Source organism: Photorhabdus sp. RW14-46 (assembly GCF_963887965.1).
GTDB lineage: Bacteria > Pseudomonadota > Gammaproteobacteria > Enterobacterales > Enterobacteriaceae > Photorhabdus > Photorhabdus laumondii.
This window is the reverse complement of sequence record NZ_CAWPHH010000005.1, coordinates 1-19,817: the sequence shown is the minus strand read 5'-3', so window position 1 is coordinate 19,817 and position 19,817 is coordinate 1. Positions and strand designations below refer to the sequence as shown.

The 19,817-nt window shown below is 50.7% G+C and carries 2 protein-coding genes; both read left to right on the top strand.

What is annotated here, in order from left to right; genetic code table 11:
* The first annotated feature begins 175 nt into the window (after nt 1-175).
* Nucleotides 176-847: a transglycosylase SLT domain-containing protein gene (locus tag AACQ38_RS05840; protein WP_165577660.1), complete on the top strand. Its 672-nt coding sequence runs from the start codon at nt 176-178 to the stop codon at nt 845-847.
* 955 nt (nt 848-1,802) lie between these two features.
* The coding region (locus AACQ38_RS05835; protein ID WP_165577659.1) for a non-ribosomal peptide synthetase at nt 1,803-19,817 on the top strand (18,015 nt) is incomplete at its 3' end.

The following is a 19,817-nucleotide window of genomic DNA, read 5'->3' as shown; positions in this document are numbered from 1 at the left end:
CAATATCATTTAAGTAAAGTCAAGATGATAAAATTTGGAAACAACGATTGTTGTGATAGTCATTCCATATGATATGAACATGAATACAGTGAAAAGTTAAGTAAAAATATTTTTAGATTGTAAACGAAATTGTATATGCTGCGCTTTAGTAACATTTGATCCAGAGGATTATAGGGTGAAATTAAAACTGAGCTTTGTGGCACTGGTCGTGCTGTTAGTCGGTTGTGCTGAGAGAAATGTTCAGCAAACAAATGTTGGCAAACAGTCCGGTCAGCAACGTATGCTTAGCAATACTGCCAACGCAGCTAGAATTTCTTCTTCTTTCCCGTCGACGCCTTTTGATACCTTTATTCAACAAGCATCCAATCGGTACGGTGTTGATGAAACGCTGATCAGAGCGATTATTCAAGTTGAATCCGGTTTTCGTCCTAATGCAGTCAGTAAATCGAATGCAATTGGCCTTATGCAAATTAAAGCATCGACAGCAGGTCGGGATGTGTATCGACAGAAAGGGCGTTCTGGTCAGCCAACAACGCGTGAGTTGAAAGATCCTAAAACTAATATTGATCTTGGCACGGCTTATATCAGTATCCTGAAAGAGCAACATCTGGCAGGTATTGATAACCCTGAAACTCTCTACTACGCCACTATTGTTGCCTACGTAAATGGTGCGGGTGCTCTTTTACGTACTTTTAATGCAGATCGTCAATTAGCCGTTAATAAAATAAACCGCATGACGCCGGATGAGTTTTATCAGTATGTTCAGGATAATCATCCAGCACCTCAGGCTCCGCGCTATTTGTGGAAGGTGAAAAAGGCTTATCGTTCGTTAGTAATGGTAGATTGAGTCGCTGGTAAAAATGACGATTCTATTTACGACAACCTCACATTGGACAAGGGCTTACGGCAGTTTTTGCTAAATTTAACTGCGAAAGGCTTGCACTCAATCTGTAGTGGATTCTGGAAGATAAAATGATCCCTTCTTTGATGCTAATTGTGGAGGAGGGGGCTTTAATATATGTGTTCACTGGTGTTTACAAGCTAAAAGGTATGAGACCTCATTTCAATTTACATCATGCGATGGTAAATATCGTTTGATATCCGATAATTCATATCTAAAGAAGGGCTCTCTTCGAATATGTTTCTTAATGATCAATACGGTATTTAACCAATGTTGAACTCAGCTATATTATAACAAAACAATATAGCTAGATTGATTCTAATTAGAAATTGTTTTCTTATGGGGTTAAAGATAACTAACTTCTACATTAACTATAGCGATTTATTACCATTAAATAACATGTACTAAAATTGATTTTAGCCTGAACTTATATTTTAAAGTAATTAAATATACGGGGTACCTTTGTAAATGTTTAATAAATTGTACTTTATGTGGCATTTTATCTGCACCTTGTTTGAAGGGGATATGTTATTTTTCAATAAATTACCTAATTTTCCCGTGTTAATGTTAATAGTCGTTGATGATTTTAGTCTAAGCTATGGAATTAAGTGTCAATCAAAAGTGCTTATCCAAAAAATAAGGATGAAATAGAACATATAGTTACGTTTCATGAATAACAATTTCCCGTTCTTAGGAAAGTTATCATTACAGAATTGCTAATAATTAAGTTATTTACATCCAATTCCAGAGAGAAAGCATTTCCTGAGTATTTTAATTAATGCTTAACGTACCCGTTTTTATTTCACCGAGGGTGGGTGGGACAACAGTTAAGAAAAAACACTTGTGACGACTGTCAAGAATGACAGTTGCCAAATATCTAACAGATTTGTTGAGGTAGTAGATGAAAGATAGCATTACTAAAAAAGCGGAAAGTATCCTTAAAGCCGAACTTCTCTCTCAGACACCAGAAAATATAACCAATAACGTAAAGAATATACCTGCTCTGCCACGTAGCTGCATCATAGTCGGGGGAACGACTCTTGCGGTGTTCTGTGCCGAACAAATTCAGGCGGCTGGGCATACGATACAAGCAATGCTGACTACCGATACCGTTCTGCAAACATGGGCTGCCGGGCAAGGGATCGTTTGTGTGAATTCCGTCGAAGCATTACAAGCACAAATTGCGCAACACCCTGTGGACTGGCTTTTCTCAATCGTTAATCCGATTATCCTGCCTGTATCACTGATTGGGCAGATTCGCGGCGGCGCTTTTAATTATCACAATAGCCCACTACCACGTTATGCGGGCAGTCATGCAACTTCTTGGGCGCTGTTAGCACGGGAGACACACTATGCCGTTTCGTGGCATTGCATTGAGGAGGGGGTAGATACCGGTGATATTGCCGTGCAATGGCCAGTATCTATTGAGGAGCACGATAATGCGTTTTCATTGAATCTGAAATGCTATCAGGCGGCTCAGGAAGGGTTTATTAAGCTGCTTCGGGATCTTGATCAGGGTGAGTTGGTGACTCATCCGCAAGATCTGACACGACGGAGTTTTTATACTCAGTCTCGTCGTCCCGATGGTGGGGGATATTTGTGTTGGCAGCAGCCGGGTGAGGCACTTTCAGCTTTAGTACGCGCGTTAGATTTTGGCGAAAATTATTTAAATCCACTGGGTTGCCCGAAACTGTTACTGAAATGGGGCACAGTACGGATTTCCTGGCTTCAACGGCTGAATCACTATTCTGGGGGGGCACCCGGTACGTTGATTGCTGTAGAAGAGGGTGCTTGGCAGGTAACAACCGGAAGTGAGGATGTCAGGATCGGAGGGTTTGCCACACTTGAGGGTAAATTACTCTCCGCCGGGGAGCTTGCCGATATATCAGAACTCAAGCCGGGCAAACAGTTGCCTCTGCTTTCTTCGCAACAGGCTCAGAATGTAAAAGATATCCTCCAGGCACTTGCACCCAGTGAATCATTCTGGCGTGAGCGTCTTGCCTCTTTGATATCGCTGCAATTACCTTTCGAAACTGCCGGAAAATCAGCAGCCCCTAAATGGGCATTAAGTGCCTGGCAATCTCCGCTATTAGAAAATAGTGAAAAGTTAAAAAATGGTGAAAAAGCCCCATTGCCGATACTGTTACAGACATTCGCTATTTATCTTGCGCGTTTGACTCATCAGACCGAATTCCAAATCGGCTGGTGTGTGGATAGGGTGAAAAATGAACCAGACCTGTTGTCTGGTTTGGCGCCGGTGGTGCCAATGACTGTTAAGGTGGAGTTTGATCAGCCATGGTGTACGGTAGCGAACTGGATGAATGATGAGTTTGCACGGCTGGTGCAGCATCGTACATTTTGCCGCGATCTCCTTTCTCGTTCTCCTTCACTGTGTGCTATCTCGGCATTAACAACAAGCCGCCCGTGGCGAGTTGCGGTCTCTTTCATACCGGATGACAAGCCGTGGGAGCAGAATGCGTTAGGTGAATTGTTGACACTCCAGATGAATACTCAGGGTGGTTTTCGCTGGATCTACGATACAAACCGTTTGAGTGCGGAAGTGGTTCAGCGGATGAGTGAACATTTACAGGTGTTGTCATCATCGGCGGAAGAAAAGGATGATATTCCCGTCTGGCAACTTAATTTGTTGCCTGAAGCTGAACGCACGCTGCTACTGGAAACCTGGAATGCAACCCAAACACGATACCCTGACCAAACATGTATTCACCGGTTGTTTGAGCAACAGGCAGAGAAAACCCCGGATGCCACGGCGCTGGTGTATGAAGAACACATTCTCAGTTATGCCGAATTAAATGCCCGTGCTAATCGGCTGGCGCATCAACTGATAACGTTGGGAGTCGCACCAGAGCAGCAGGTGGCAATTTGTGTCGCGAGTTCACCGGCGCGGATCGTGGGACTGCTGGCAGTACTGAAAGCCGGGGGGGCCTATGTACCGCTAGATCCGGCTTATCCGGGGGAACGTCTGGTTCATATTTTAACCGATGCTGTGCCAGCTATTGTGCTGGCAGATAATACGGGACGTGCCGCGTTAGGCGAAAAAGTGCTGGCAGCGTTAACTGTACTGTATCCGAATAGTTTGCCTGATCAGCCGGATAGCAACCCGCAAGTATCGGCATTAACCCCACGCCATCTGGCGTATGTGATTTATACCTCCGGTTCGACCGGCATACCAAAGGGCGTGATGGTTGAACACCGTGGGCTGGTTAACCTGATTCAGGAAAAAATCGTTCAGTTTGAGATTCATCCGGGTAGCCGGATGTTGCAGTTTGCCTCATTTGGCTTTGATGCCAGTGTCTGGGAAACCATGATGGCATTGTGCAGTGGGGCCACTTTGGCGATCCCGGCTGATACGGTTCGTCAGGAGCCCCGTTATCTCTGGCATTATCTGGAAGAGCAGGCGATAACTCACGCCTGTCTGACCCCGGCCCTGCTCCGGGAGGGGACTGATTTACCGGAAATGACGATAAGACCGACGCTGATACTCGGTGGTGAGGCACCCAGCGCAACGCTGCTTCAAGCCCTGAGCCGTCGGGCAACGGTGTTTAATGCCTATGGCCCGACGGAAATCACGGTGTGTGCGACCACCTGGCGTTGTCCGTCAGACTACACTGAGGGTGTCATTGCGATTGGACGTCCGACAGTTAACACACAGGTTTATTTGCTGAATACTGACGGCCAGCCGGTGCCGTTAGGGGCAGTCGGAGAGCTCTATATTGGCGGTATCGGGGTAGCGCGAGGCTATCTCAACCGGCCTGATTTGACGGCGGAACGTTTTCTGGCCGATCCATTTAGCGATAAGCCGGATGCCCGTCTGTACCGGACCGGGGATTTAGCCCGCTACCTGCCGGATGGCAATCTGGAATTCCTGGGCCGTAATGACCAGCAGGTGAAAATCCGCGGTTTTCGCATTGAACCGGGGGAAATCGAAGCCCGATTAATGGAACACCCGGCGGTGAGCGAAGCGCTGGTGCTGGCTTTGAACGATGGTCAGGATAAACGGTTGGTGGCTTATGTGATGGCAGAAGCGGATGACCAGTTGGTTAACAGCTTGCGTGCCTATCTGAGTGCCATTTTACCGGATTACATGGTGCCGACAGCCTTTGTACGCCTGGATACCTTCCCGTTGACGCCGAACGGCAAACTGGATCGCCGGGCACTGCCCGCGCCGGGGGAGGAAGCTTTTGCCCGTCAGGCTTATGCAGCGCCGCAAGGGGAGACAGAATCTCTGCTGTCTGCTGTCTGGGGTGAGTTGTTGGGCATTGAACAGGTTAGTCGGCATGACAGCTTCTTTGCTCTGGGAGGTCATTCATTGCTGGCGGTGCGGATGGTTGAACGTTTGCGTAATGCGGGGTTAACGCTGGCAGTACGTGATTTATTCCAATCTCCAGTGTTATCTGAATTTGCCCAAACAGTAGGGCAGTCACAGGCGGTGATAGTGCCGGCAAATATCATGACTCCTGCGATCACAGCACTGACACCCGAGATGTTGCCGTTGATTGATCTCACTCAGTCTGAGATTGACCATATTGTGGCGCAGGTACCGGGTGGGGTTGCCAATATTCAGGATATTTATGGTTTGTCACCGTTGCAGGACGGCATCCTGTTCCACCATCTGCTGGCGAATAAAGGTGACCCGTATCTATTTGTTAGCAAGATGGTTTTTGCTGACCGCGCCCTGTTGGATAGCTATTTAGTGGCAGTGCAACAAGTGGTTAATCGCCACGATATCCTGCGTACCGCCTTTGTTTGGCAAGGATTATCAGCGCCGGTACAAGTCGTTTGGCGTCAGGCGCAATTATCAGTCACTGAATTGACATTAGACCCGGTTGATGGGCCGGTCCGTGATCAGTTAGCTCAGTATTTTGACCTACATCACCATCGCCTCGACTTGAACCAAGCACCTTTGTTGCACTTTGGGGTAGCGCAGGAGGAGGATGGTCGCTGGAGCGTACTGCAATTGCTGCATCATCTGATTGGCGACCATACGACGCTGGAAGTGATGAACGGTGAAATTCAGGCTTATCTTGCCGGACAGGAAGGGAACTTACCTGTGCCGATCCCTTTCCGCAATCTGGTGGCTCAGGCCCGGTTGGGGGTGAGTCAAGCCGAACATACCCGCTTCTTTACTGAGATGTTGGCTGAGGTGGATCAACCGACGCTGCCATTCGGGTTGATGGAGGTACATCGGGATGGTTCTCAGGTGACGGAATCGTACCGGATGTTACCCGCTACATTGAATGACCGTCTGCGCAGTCAGGCCCAGCGTCTGGGTGTCAGTTTGGCGACTTTGTGCCATTTGGCCTGGGCACAGGTGTTGTCACATACCAGCGGACAGGAGAAAGTGGTGTTCGGCACCGTGTTGTTTGGGCGGATGCAGGTAGGGCAAGGCGCTGACAGCGGTATGGGGCTGTTTATCAATACCTTGCCGTTACGACTGGATATAAATGATGCTTCGGTACAGGACAGTGTACAGGCTGTGCATACCCGGCTGGCGGAATTGCTGGATCATGAACATATGTCACTGGCATTGGCCCAGCGTTGCAGTAGGGTGCCAGGGGAAATTCCGCTCTTCAGTGCTTTGCTGAACTATCGACATAATGATCAACCAACACTCCCAAATAAAGAGGTGCCAGGTATTGAATTCCTAGGCGCACAGGAACGAACCAACTATCCGTTTGTGCTGTCAGTCGAGGACGGTGGGTCTACTTTGGGATTGACTGCTCAGGTGGTACAGCCGTTTGAGTCGGAACGAGTATGCGGTTATATGCAACAGGCGCTGGAAAGTCTGGCTGAGGCCCTTGAACAGCGTCCGGAGACACCGGTACGAACACTGAATATCTTGCCGGCAGCAGAGAAAAAGCTGTTGCTGGAAACTTGGAATGCAACTGCAACCGAAACGTCGTATCCAGATCACAGTTGTATTCACCGACTGTTTGAACAATGGGCAAAGAAAAGTCCGGATGCCACAGCACTGGTGTATGAAGAACAGATCCTCAGCTATGCCAATCTCAATGCCTGCGCCAACCGTCTGGCGCATCAACTGATCGCGTTGGGAGTCACACCGGACCAACGGGTGGCGGTTTGCGTGTCACGTTCACCGGCAATGGTGGCGGGGGTATTAGCCGTGCTGAAAGCGGGTGGAGCTTATGTGCCGCTAGATCCAGCTTATCCTAGTGCGCGTTTGGCACATATTCTGACCGATGCTGCCCCGGCTGTTGTGCTGGCGGATAAGGCCGGCAAGGTTGCACTGGGTGAGGAAGCACTTACTGGACTAACGGTACTGGACCCCAATATTTTGCCTAACCAAGTAGACAGCAACCCGCAGATATCTGGACTGACTTCGCGGCATCTGGCCTATGTGATTTATACCTCCGGTTCCACTGGGGTGCCCAAAGGGGTGATGATTGAGCACCGCAATACGGTTAACTTTCTGTATTGGGCTCAGCAGGCTTTTGAAACGGAAGAGATCCGGGAGGTGCTTTTCTCGACGTCAATGAATTTCGACCTGTCCATTTTTGAATGTTTTGTGCCGTTGTCCCAAGGGGCGACAATTCATCTGGTGGAGGATGCCCTGTCATTGATGCAGCATGCCTTGCCGGTGACCTTGATCAACTCAGTCCCGTCTGCGATGAAACCGTTATTGCAGGCTCAGGCGCTGATGGCGTCGGTTCATACCGTTAATCTGGCGGGGGAACCGCTTAAAGGTGCCTTAATTGAACAGATTTTCGAAAAAACGCAAATACAACGGTTGTGTAATCTCTATGGACCTTCTGAAACGACAACCTATTCTGCCTGGTTGCCAATACAGCGGGGTGACAGGATTATTGAAAGTATCGGCCGTCCGATAGCCAATACCCGCCTTTACTTACTGGACGAGAATGGTCAGCCGGTACCGTTGGGCGTGGTGGGGGAAATTTATATTGGGGGGGCGGGAGTGGCACGTGGCTACTTCAATCGCCCTGATTTAACGGCGGAACGGTTCTTGATTGATCCGTTTAGTGATGTGCCGGATGCCCGTATGTACCGTACCGGGGATTTGGCTCGTTATTTTCCAGACGGTAATCTGGAGTTCCTGGGCCGCAATGACCAGCAGGTGAAAATCCGTGGTTTCCGCATTGAGCCGGGGGAAATCGAAGCCCGATTAATGGAACACCCAGCGGTGAGTGAGGCGGTTGTACTGGCACTGGATGATGATCAGGATAAACGGTTGGTGGCTTATGTGGTGGCAGAAGCGGATGAGGCATTGATTAACCGTCTGCATGCGCACTTAAGTGCGGTTTTACCAGATTATATGGTGCCAGCCGCTTTTGTCTGTCTGGATGCCTTCCCGCTGACGCCAAATGGCAAACTGGATCGGCGGGCATTACCAGCCCTAGGGGAAGAAGATTTTGCCCGGCAGATTTACGCTGCACCGTCAGGGGAGATGGAAACCACATTGGCGGCTATCTGGCGTGAATTACTCGGTGTTGAGCGGGTCAGTCGGTATGATAACTTTTTCGCACTGGGTGGTCATTCGCTGTTGGCGGTGAGGATGATGAATCGGATAGCCGCGTTGGGGATTGAATTACCGCTGTCCACGCTGTTTACATTCCCGTCTTTGATAGCTTTTGCTGAAGTGATGCGTACCCAGTTTGATGAGTCAGGCGCGGCATTGCCCGCTATCGTTCCGCTATCCCGTGAGGATCACCAATTGCCGTTGTCATTTGCGCAACAACGGCTTTGGTTCCTGGCCCAGCTTAACGGCGTGAGTGAGACCTATCATATTCCATTGGCCCTGCGTTTGCGTGGTCGATTGGATATCACCGCTTGGCAACAGGCGCTTGATAAGTTGTTTGCCCGCCATGAAGCATTGCGTTCTGTTTTTGTTGCTGTTGACGGCCAGCCACAGGTGGAATTGTTGCCGGTGGCATCAAGCTTGCTGATGAAAAAATATGATCTGCGTGACACGCCTGATGTGGATGACCAGCTTGCATTTCTCTCTGCTCAGGAAGCCAGTGCGCCGTTTGATCTTGCCCGTGGCCCATTAATTCGTTCCAGTCTGGTACAACTGGCTGACAATGAACACGTTTTCTTGCTGACCCAGCATCATATTGTTTCCGATGGCTGGTCTTTAGGGATACTAAAATCAGAATTGGAGGCGCTTTATTCGGCTCACTTGAATCAACAGCCGGATCCGTTGCCACCGTTGACAATTCAGTACCCTGATTACGCCGCCTGGCAGCGTCAATGGTTGTCGGCTGAACGCATACAGTCCCAATCTGATTATTGGCGCACGAGGCTGGTTGATGCACCGATTCTTCTGGATTTGCCTACTGACCGGCCACGTCCGCCTCAGCAGTCGTTTGCCGGGGCCTTATTGCCCGTCAATCTGGATGCGGAGTTAACCCAATCCCTTAAGCGCCTGAGTGAGCAACAGGGTGTCACGTTGTTTATGACCCTGTTGGCGGCTTGGACAGCAGTTCTATCGCGCCTGTCAGGTCAGGAAGATTTGGTTGTCGGTACGCCAAGCGCGGGCCGTAGTCGGCAGGAAGTAGAATCTTTAATCGGTTTCTTTGTGAATACGCTGGCGTTGCGGATGGATTTATCCGGTGCACCGAATGTGACGGAATTGCTGGCGCGCGTACGACAAACTGCACTGGCGGCACAGGAACATCAGGATCTCCCGTTTGAACAGGTGGTGGAAATTGTGCAACCGCCGCGCCGACTAGCGCATACTCCGCTATTTCAGGTGATATTTGCCTGGCAGAACAATGAAAACATAGAATGGCGGTTGCCAGGGTTGGCGGTTTCACTTGCGGATCAACCTATTGATATCGCTAAGTTTGATCTTGAATTGAGCCTGTCTGAAGTGGACGGCAGAGTTGTCGGTTATCTGAATTATGCTACGGCGCTATTTGATCAAGCGACCATTGAGCGGCAGGTGGGCTATCTCCATACCGTATTGCGGGGGATGGCAACTAACCCTCAACAGCCGGTCGGGAAAATCGATATCCTGACCGTGACGGAGCGCAAGTTGTTATTGGAAACTTGGAACGCGACCAAAACGTCGTATCCAGATCACGGTTGTATTCACCGACTATTTGAGCAACAGGCAGAGAAAACCCCTGATGCGATAGCGCTGGTGTATGAAAAATACATTCTCAGTTATGCCGAATTAAATGCCCGTGCTAATCGGCTGGCGCATCAACTGATAACGTTGGGAGTCGCACCAGAGCAGCGGGTGGCAATTTGCGTCGCGAGTTCGCCGGCGCGGATAGTGGGACTGCTGGCAGTACTGAAAGCTGGGGGTGCCTATGTACCGCTAGACCCGGCTTATCCGGGGGAACGTCTGATTCATATTTTAACCGATGCTGCCCCCGCTATTGTACTGGCAGATAATACGGGACGTGCCGCGTTAGGCGAAAAAGTGCTGGCAGCGTTAACTGTACTGGATCCGAATAGCCTGCCTGATCAACCGGATAGCAACCCGCAAGTACCGGTATTAACCCCACATCATCTGGCGTATGTGATTTATACCTCCGGTTCAACCGGCATACCAAAGGGAGTGATGGTTGAACATCGTGGGCTGGTTAACCTGATTCAGGAAAAAATCGTTCAGTTTGATATTCATCCGGGTAGCCGGATGTTGCAGTTTGCCTCATTTGGCTTTGATGCCGGCGTTTGGGAAACCATGATGGCATTGTGTAGTGGAGCCACTTTGGCGATCCCGGCTGATACGGTTCGTCAGGAGCCTCGTTATCTCTGGCATTATCTGGAAGAGCAGGAGATAACTCACGCCTGTCTGACCCCGGCCCTGCTCCGGGAGGGGACTGATTTGCCGGAAATGACGATAAGACCGACGCTGATACTCGGTGGTGAAGCACCCAGTACAACGTTGCTTCAAGCACTGTGTCGTCGGGCAACGGTGTTTAATGCGTATGGCCCAACAGAAATTACGGTGTGTGCGGCCACCTGGCGTTGTCCGTCAGACTACACTGAGGGTGTCATTGCGATTGGGCGTCCGACAGCTAACACACAGATTTATTTGCTGAATACTGACGGCCAGCCGGTGCCGTTAGGGGCAGTTGGTGAGCTCTATATTGGTGGTATCGGGGTAGCGCGAGGCTATCTCAACCGACCTGATTTGACGGCGGAACGTTTTCTGGCCGATCCGTTTAGCGATAAGCCGGATGCCCGCCTGTATCGGACTGGGGATTTAGCCCGCTATCTACCGGATGGCAATCTGGAATTCCTGGGCCGCAATGACCAACAGGTGAAAATCCGTGGTTTCCGCATTGAACCAGGAGAAATCGAGGCCCGATTGTTGGAGTACCCGGCGGTGAGTGAAGCGCTGGTGCTAGCTTTAGGTGACGGTCAGGATAAACGGTTGGTGGCTTATGTAGCAGCAGAAGCGAATGACCAGTTGGTTAACCATCTGCGTACTCACCTGAGCGCCATTTTGCCGGATTACATGGTACCGGCAGCCTTTGTACGTTTGGATGCCTTCCCGTTGACGCCAAATGGCAAACTGGATCGCCGGGCTCTACCAGCGCCGGGGGCGGAAGCCTTTGCCCGTCAGGTTTATGCAGCGCCGCAAGGGGAGACCGAAACCCTGATGGCTGCTATCTGGAGCGAGTTGTTGGGCATTGAACAGGTTAGTCGGCATGACAGCTTCTTTGCTCTGGGTGGTCATTCATTGCTGGCGGTGCGGATGGTTGAACGTTTGCGTAATGCGGGGTTAACGCTGGCAGTACGTGATTTATTCCAATCCCCAGTGTTATCTGAATTTGCCCAAACAGTAGGGCAATCACCGGTGGTGGTGGTGCCGGCAAATGTCATTACCCCGGCGATCACAACACTTACACCCGAAATGTTGCCATTGATTGATCTCACTCAGTCTGAAATTGACCATATCATTGAACAAGTACCGGGTGGGGTGGCCAATATTCAAGATATCTATGCCCTGTCACCATTGCAGGACGGCATCTTGTTCCACCATTTGCTGGCGAATAAAGGTGACCCATATCTATTGGTCAGCCAAATGATTTTTGCTGATCGTTCGTTGTTGGATCGTTATCTGGCGGCAGTGCAACAGGTGGTTAATCGCCACGATATTTTGCGTACCGCCTTTGTTTGGCAAGGATTATCAGCGCCGGTACAAGTCGTTTGGCGTCAGGCTCAATTGTCAGTCACGGAACTGACATTAGACCCGGTTGATGGGCCGGTCCGAGACCAGTTAGCTCAACATTTTGACCCACGCCATCATCGCCTCGACTTGAACCAAGCACCTTTGTTGCATTTTGCGATAGCGCAGGAGGACGATGGTCGCTGGAGTGTACTGCAATTGCTGCATCACCTGATTGGCGACCATACGACGCTGGAAGTGATGAACGGTGAGGTTCAGGCTTATCTTGCAGGACAGGAAGAGAGCTTGCCTGCGCCAGCCCCTTTCCGCAATCTGGTGGCTCAGGCCCGGTTGGGCGTGAGTCAGGCTGAGCATACCCGCTTCTTTACTGACATGCTGGCAGAAGTGGACGAACCGACGCTGCCGTTCGGGTTGACGGAGATATATCGGGATGGTTCGCAGGTGACAGAATTTCACCGAATGTTACCTGCTAAGTTGAATGACCGCCTGCGCAGTCAGGCTCGGCGTCTGGACGTCAGTTTGGCGACTTTGTGCCATTTGGCCTGGGCACAGGTGTTGTCGCGTACCAGTGGACGGGAACAAGTGGTGTTCGGCACCGTGCTGTTTGGGCGGATGCAGGCCGGGCAAGGCGCTGATAGTGGCATGGGGCTGTTTATCAATACCTTACCGTTACGATTAGATATGGATGAGACCTCGGTGCAGGACAGTGTGCGGTTAGCCCATACCCGGTTAGCCGGATTGCTGGAGCATGAACATGCTTCACTGGCACTGGCTCAACGTTGCAGTGGGGTATTGGGGGAAGTGCCTCTCTTTAGCGCGTTACTGAACTACCGGCATAGTACGCAGCCGGTTACCACGGATGCAATCATCAGCGGTATTGAATTCCTTAGCGAGCAAGAGCGCACTAACTATCCGTTTGTCTTGTCGGTAGAGGATTTTGGTCATGCACTGGGGCTGACGACGCAAATTGTTCAACCGATTGATCCAGAGCGAATATGTGGTTATATGCAACAGGCGCTGGAAAGTTTGGTGGAAGCACTTGAACAGGCACCGGAAACACCGATACGGGCATTGAATATCTTGCCAGCAGCGGAAAAAAGGTTGTTGCTGGAGACTTGGAATGCAACTCAGGTGCCATATCCTGACCAATGTTGTGTTCACCAGCTATTTGAACAACAGGCAGGAAACACGCCTGATGCGATAGCGCTGGTGTATGGAGAACACATTCTCAGCTACGCCGAATTAAATGCTCGTGCCAACTGGTTGGCACACTGGTTAATTGGGCAGGGGATCCAGCCGGATGACCGGGTCGCTGTGCAGTTAGAACGTTCTATTGAACTGGTGGTGGCTCAATTGGCTATCCTCAAGGCCGGGGCCGTTTATGTACCGATCGATCCCCGCGTACCGGATGAACGGAAGTACTGGCTGATAAGCGACTGTGCAGCCAAATTATTGCTTACGGATATCCCGGTTGACTTGGCCGATAAGATCGGCGCTATCAGTGGGGAAGATTACCCCAATCCTGACTTGCCCCGCATCAGTACTGAGCTGGCTTATATTATGTATACCTCCGGCTCGACTGGTACCCCAAAAGGGGTGTTGGTACCGCATCGTGCGGTGGCCCGGCTGGTCATCAATAATGGTTATGCCGAAATCGGACCGGATGATCGGGTCGCGTTTGGAGCTAACCCGTCTTTCGATGCCAGCACCTTTGAAGTTTGGGCTCCTTTGCTGAATGGTGGTGCGTTGGTGGTTATTGATCATGCCACTGTGCTAACGCCCAAAGAGTTTGCCCTGGCATTACAGACTTATCGCATTACTGTGTTGTGGTTAAGTGTCGGGCTATTTAACCGGCTGGTAGCAGAGTTGTCCCCGGTTCTCCCGCAGCTCAAAATCCTGATTGTCGGCGGTGATGTGCTAGATCCGCATGTGATGGCGCAAGTTCTACGTGATAACCCGCCGCAACAGTTATTAAGTGCTTATGGACCCAGTGAGGGCACCACCTTTACCACCACCTACTGTATTACAGCGTTACCGTCGGTAGTGGCGAGAATCCCCATTGGCCGGCCGATAGCCAATGCACGCATTTATCTGCTGGATACTTACGGTCAGCCGGTACCGTTGGGTGCGATCGGTGAGATTTATGTGGGGGGAGATGGGGTCGCTTGTGGCTATCTTAATCGTCCTGACCAGACTGCTGAGCGTTTCCTGACAGATCCATTTAGTGATCAACCGGATGCCCGTATGTACCGGACTGGGGATCTGGCCCGTTATCTACCAGACGGTAATTTGGAATTTCTGGGCCGTAATGACCAACAGGTGAAAATTCGCGGTTTCCGCATTGAACCGGGGGAAGTTGAAGCCCGATTGCTGGAACACCCGGCAGTGCATGAAGCGGTTGTGCTAGTGGTGGATGACGGTCAGGACAAACGGCTGGTGGCTTATGTGGTGGCAGAAGCGGATGAGATGCTGGTTAACCATCTGCGTGATCACTTAAGTGCGGTGTTGCCGGATTATATGGTACCGGCTGCTTTTGTCTGTTTGGATGCCTTCCCGCTGACGCCGAACGGCAAGCTGGACCGTCGGGCGCTACCGGTACCGGGGGAAGAAGATTTTGCCCGGCAAATTTACGCTGTACCGTCAGGGGAAATGGAAACCACATTGGCGGCTATCTGGCGTGAATTATTGGGTGTTGAGCGGATTAGCCGGTATGACAACTTTTTCGCACTGGGTGGTCATTCGCTGTTGGCGGTGCGAATGATAAACCGGATAGCGGCTTTGGGGATCGAATTACCGCTGTCTACGTTGTTTAAATTTCCGTCTTTGATGGCTTTTGCTGAAGTGATGCATGCCCAGTTTGATGAGTCGGACAGAATATTACCCGCTATCATTCCACTATCCCGTGAAGGCCAATTGCCGTTGTCATTTGCGCAACAGCGTCTGTGGCTCCTGGCGCAGTTTGAGGGGGTGAGTGAGACCTATCATATTCCGCTGGCTCTGCGTTTGTGTGGTCGGCTGGATATCGCCACCTGGCAACAGGCGCTTGATACGCTGTTTGCCCGTCACGAAGCGTTGCGCTCTGTTTTTGTTGCTGTTGACGGCCAGCCGCAGGTGGAATTGTTGCCGGCGGCATTAGGTTGGCCGATGAAAAAATATGATCTGCGTAACACACCTGACGTGGATGCGCAGCTTGCCTCTCTCTCTACTCAGGAAGCTGGTACGCCGTTTGATCTTGCCCGTGGTCCATTAATTCGTTCTGCTCTGGTACAACTGGCTAATGATGAACATGTCTTCCTGCTGACCCTGCATCATATTATTTTCGATGGCTGGTCTGTCAGCGTATTGATGCGTGAATTGAACGCCCTTTATATCGCTTTTTTTACCGGGCAACCGGATCCGTTGTCTCCGTTGACGATTCAGTATCCTGATTACGCCGCTTGGCAGCGTCAATGGCTATCGGCTGAACGCATACAGTTTCAATCTGATTATTGGCGCGCGAGACTGGTTGATGCACCGGTTCTACTGGATTTGCCTACTGATCGGCCACGTCCACCTCGGCAGTCATTTACCGGAAATATCTTGCCCGTCAGTCTGGATGCGGAGTTAACGCAATCCCTTAAACGCTTGAGTGAGCAACAAGGTGTCACGTTATTTATGACCCTGTTAGCGGCTTGGGCGACGGTTTTATCGCGCTTATCAGGTCAGGAAGATCTGGTTATCGGTACGCCGAGTGCCGGTCGCAGTCGGCAAGAAGTGGAATCCCTGATTGGTTTCTTTGTGAATACACTGGCGTTGCGGATGGATTTATCCGGTGCACCGAATGTAACAGAATTGTTGGCGCATGTGCGACAAACTGCATTGGCGGCCCAGGAGCATCAGGACCTACCCTTTGAACAGGTGGTAGAAATCGTGCAACCGCTGCGCCGATTAGCGCATACTCCGCTATTTCAGGTGATATTTGCTTGGCAGAGTAATGAGAATACGGAATGGCAATTGCCGGGACTGACGGTTTTACCTGCCGATCAACTCATCGATATCGCTAAATTTGATCTTGAATTGAGCCTATCTGAGGTGGACGGAAGAATTGTCGGTTATCTGAATTATGCCACTGCTCTATTTGATCAGGCGACCATTGAGCGGCAGGTGGGTTATCTCCATACCGTATTGCGGGCGATGGCGGCTAACCCTCAACAGCTGGTCGGGAAAATCGATATCCTGACTGTAGCGGAACGTAAGCTGTTATTGGAAACCTGGAGCACGACCGAAACGTCGTATCCAGATCACGGTTGTATTCACCGACTATTTGAGCAATGGGCAGAGAAGAATCCGGATGCTACGGCACTGATGTATGAAGGGCAAGCCATCAGTTATGCCGAATTAAATACGAGTGCTAATCGGCTGGCGCACCAACTGATTACGTTGGGTGTGGTGCCGGATCAGCGAGTGGCGATTTGTGTGGCGCGTTCACCAGCAATGATAGTCGGGTTGTTAGCGGTGCTGAAAGCGGGTGGTGCTTATGTGCCACTGGATCCGGCTTATTCGGGCGAGCGTCTGGGGCATATTCTGGTTGATGCCAAACCGGCTATTTTGTTGGCGGATAATACTGGACGTGCTGCGTTGGGTGAGAAAGCACTTGCAGACTTGATTATGCTCGATCCGAATATCCTGTTTGACCAAGCGGACAGTAATCCGCTGATACCTGAATTGACTGAACGACATTTGGCCTATGTGGTTTACACCTCGGGCTCGACTGGCACGCCGAAAGGGGTGATGGTGGAACATCGTGGGGTAGTTAACTTGGCTCTGGCTCAAATTACCCGGTTTAGCGTTGATGAAACCAGTCGAATATTGCAATTTGCCTCATCGGGTTTTGATGCCAGTGTCTCGGAGATCATGACAGCGTTAAGTGGCGGGGCCTGTTTGGTTATTCCTACCGATATTATCCGCCAGGACCCGCGTCGTCTTTGGTCTTATCTGGAAAAACAAGCAGTAACGCACGCTTTCCTGCCACCGGCTCTGTTCCGGGAAGAGAGCGATTTACCGGTAATAACGATAAAGCCTACGTTAATATTTGCAGGAGAAGCACCGGGTTCAACCCTGTTCCGGGCGTTGTGTGATCGGGTAAATTTGTTCAATGATTATGGCCCGACGGAAATTACGGTTTGCGCCACCTCTTGGTCTTGCCCATCAGACTATACGGATGCATGGGTTCCTATTGGGCGTCCAACAACCAACACACGGGTTTATCTGCTGGATACTTATGGTCAGCCGGTACCATTGGGGACGGTGGGGGAACTGTATATCGGTGGCGTAGGTGTCGCACGTGGTTATCTCAATTATCCTGAGTTGACTGCTGAACGTTTCCTAACTGATCCGTTCAGTAATGAACCTGATGCCCGCTTGTATCGCACCGGGGATTTGGCTCGTTACCTGCCGGACGGCAATCTGATATTCGTTGGTCGTAACGATCAACAGGTTAAAATCAGGGGGTTCCGTATTGAGCCGCAAGAAATTGAAGCGCGGCTGATGGAGCATACTGCGGTAAGTGGAGCATTGGTACTGGCGTTAAGTGACGGGCAGTACAAACGGCTGGTGGCTTATGTAGTGGCAGAGCCAGATGACGGATTGACGGCGAGCTTGCGTGGATATCTGAGTGCTATTTTGCCTGATTATATGGTGCCGGCCGCTTTTGTACGCCTGAATGCCTTCCCGCTGACCCCAAACGGCAAGCTGGATCATCGGGCACTGCCAGCGCCGGAGGCGGATGCCTTTGCTCGTCAGGTTTATGCCGCGCCGCAAGGGGAAACAGAAATCCTATTGGCCACTATCTGGAGCGAGTTGTTGGGTATTGAACAGATTAGTCGGCACGACAGCTTCTTTGCCTTGGGCGGCCATTCTCTGCTTGCAGTGCGGATGATTGAACGTCTGCGTAATGCGGGATTAACGCTGGCGGTGCATGATCTATTCCAATCCCCGGTGTTATCGGCATTTGCCGAAACAGTAGGGCAGTCACAAGCGGTGGTGGTGCCGGAGAATGTTATTACCCCGGCGACCACGGCACTCACACCTGAGATGTTGCCGTTGATTGAGCTGACCCAAACTGAGATTGACTATATTGTGCAACAAATGCCGGGTGGAATAGTTAATATTCAGGATATCTATGCCCTGTCGCCGTTACAGGACGGTATTCTGTTCCACCACTTATTAACCAATGAAGGCGACCCGTATCTGTTAGTCAGCCAGATGGCCTTTGCTGATCGTTCGTTGCTGGATAGTTATCTGGTGGCGGTGCAACAGGTGGTTAATCGCCACGATACTCTGCGTACCGCCTTTATTTGGCAAGGATTATCTGCACCGGTTCAGGTTGTTTGGCGTCAGGCACCGTTATCAGTTGTGGAACTGATATTAGATCCTGCTGACGGACCGGTTTATGAGCAATTGGCTCAACGTTTTAATCCGCGTCAGCATCGTCTCGATCTGGGCCAAGCGCCACTGTTACGTTTTGTTATTGCACAGGAAATGGATGGTCGTTGGATTGCACTGCAATTACAGCATCATTTGATTGGCGACCATACGACACTGGAAGTGATGAACCGCGAAGTTCAGGCGTACCTTACCGGGCAGGAAGAGAGCCTGCCTGTGCCGGTCCCTTTCCGCAATCTGGTGGCTCAGGTTCGTCTGGGGGTGAATCAGGCCGAGCATACCCGCTTCTTTACTGACATGTTAGCTGAGGTGGATCAACCGACGTTGCCATTCGGATTGACGGAAGTACATCGGGATGGTTCTCAGATGACCCAATCGTACCGAATGTTGCCCGCCATACTGAACAACCGCTTGCGTAGTCAGGCCCGGCGTCTGGGTGTCAGTCTAGCAGCGCTGTGCCATCTAGCCTGGGCACAGGTATTGTCGCGTACCAGTGGACAGGAGAAAGTGGTATTCGGCACCGTATTGTTTGGACGGATGCAGACCGGGCAAGGGACTGACAGCAGTATGGGGCTGTTTATCAATACCTTGCCGTTACGGCTAGATATGGATGATACCCCAGTACGAGGGCGTGTACAGGCAGCACACGCCCGGCTAGCCGAGTTACTGGAGCATGAACATGCTTCACTGGCGATGGCTCAACGTTGCAGTGGGATACAAGGTGAAGTTCCACTCTTTAGTGCTTTGTTGAATTACCGGCATAGTGCGTTATCCGCGACTTCGAATGAAATCATGAATGGTGTTGAGTTTCTTGGCGCGCAGGAACGTACCAACTATCCGTTTACTCTATCGGTGGAGGATTTTGGTAATGCGTTGGGGCTAACAACGCAAATTGTCCAGCCATTTGATCCGGAACGGGTGTGCGGTTATATGCAACAAGCGCTGGAAAGTTTGGCAGAAACACTTGAGCTGGCCCCGGAAACGCCGGTACGGACGTTGGAAATTTTGCCCGAGGCTGAACGCACTTTGTTATTAAAAACCTGGAATGAGACAGAAATTGCCTATTCTGACCCGCTGTGTATCCATCAATTATTTGAACAACAAGTGGAGAAAAACCCGGACGCCACAGCACTGGTGTATGAAGAACAGACGTACAGCTATGCGGAACTGAATACCCGCGCTAACCGACTAGCCCATCAACTGATTGCGCTGGGTATTGTGCCAGACCAGCGAGTAGCGATTTGCGTGACACGTTCACCGACGATGATTGTGGGCTTGCTGGCGGTGTTGAAAGCGGGTGGTGCCTATGTTCCATTGGACCCGGCTTATCCAGGGGAACGTTTGGCA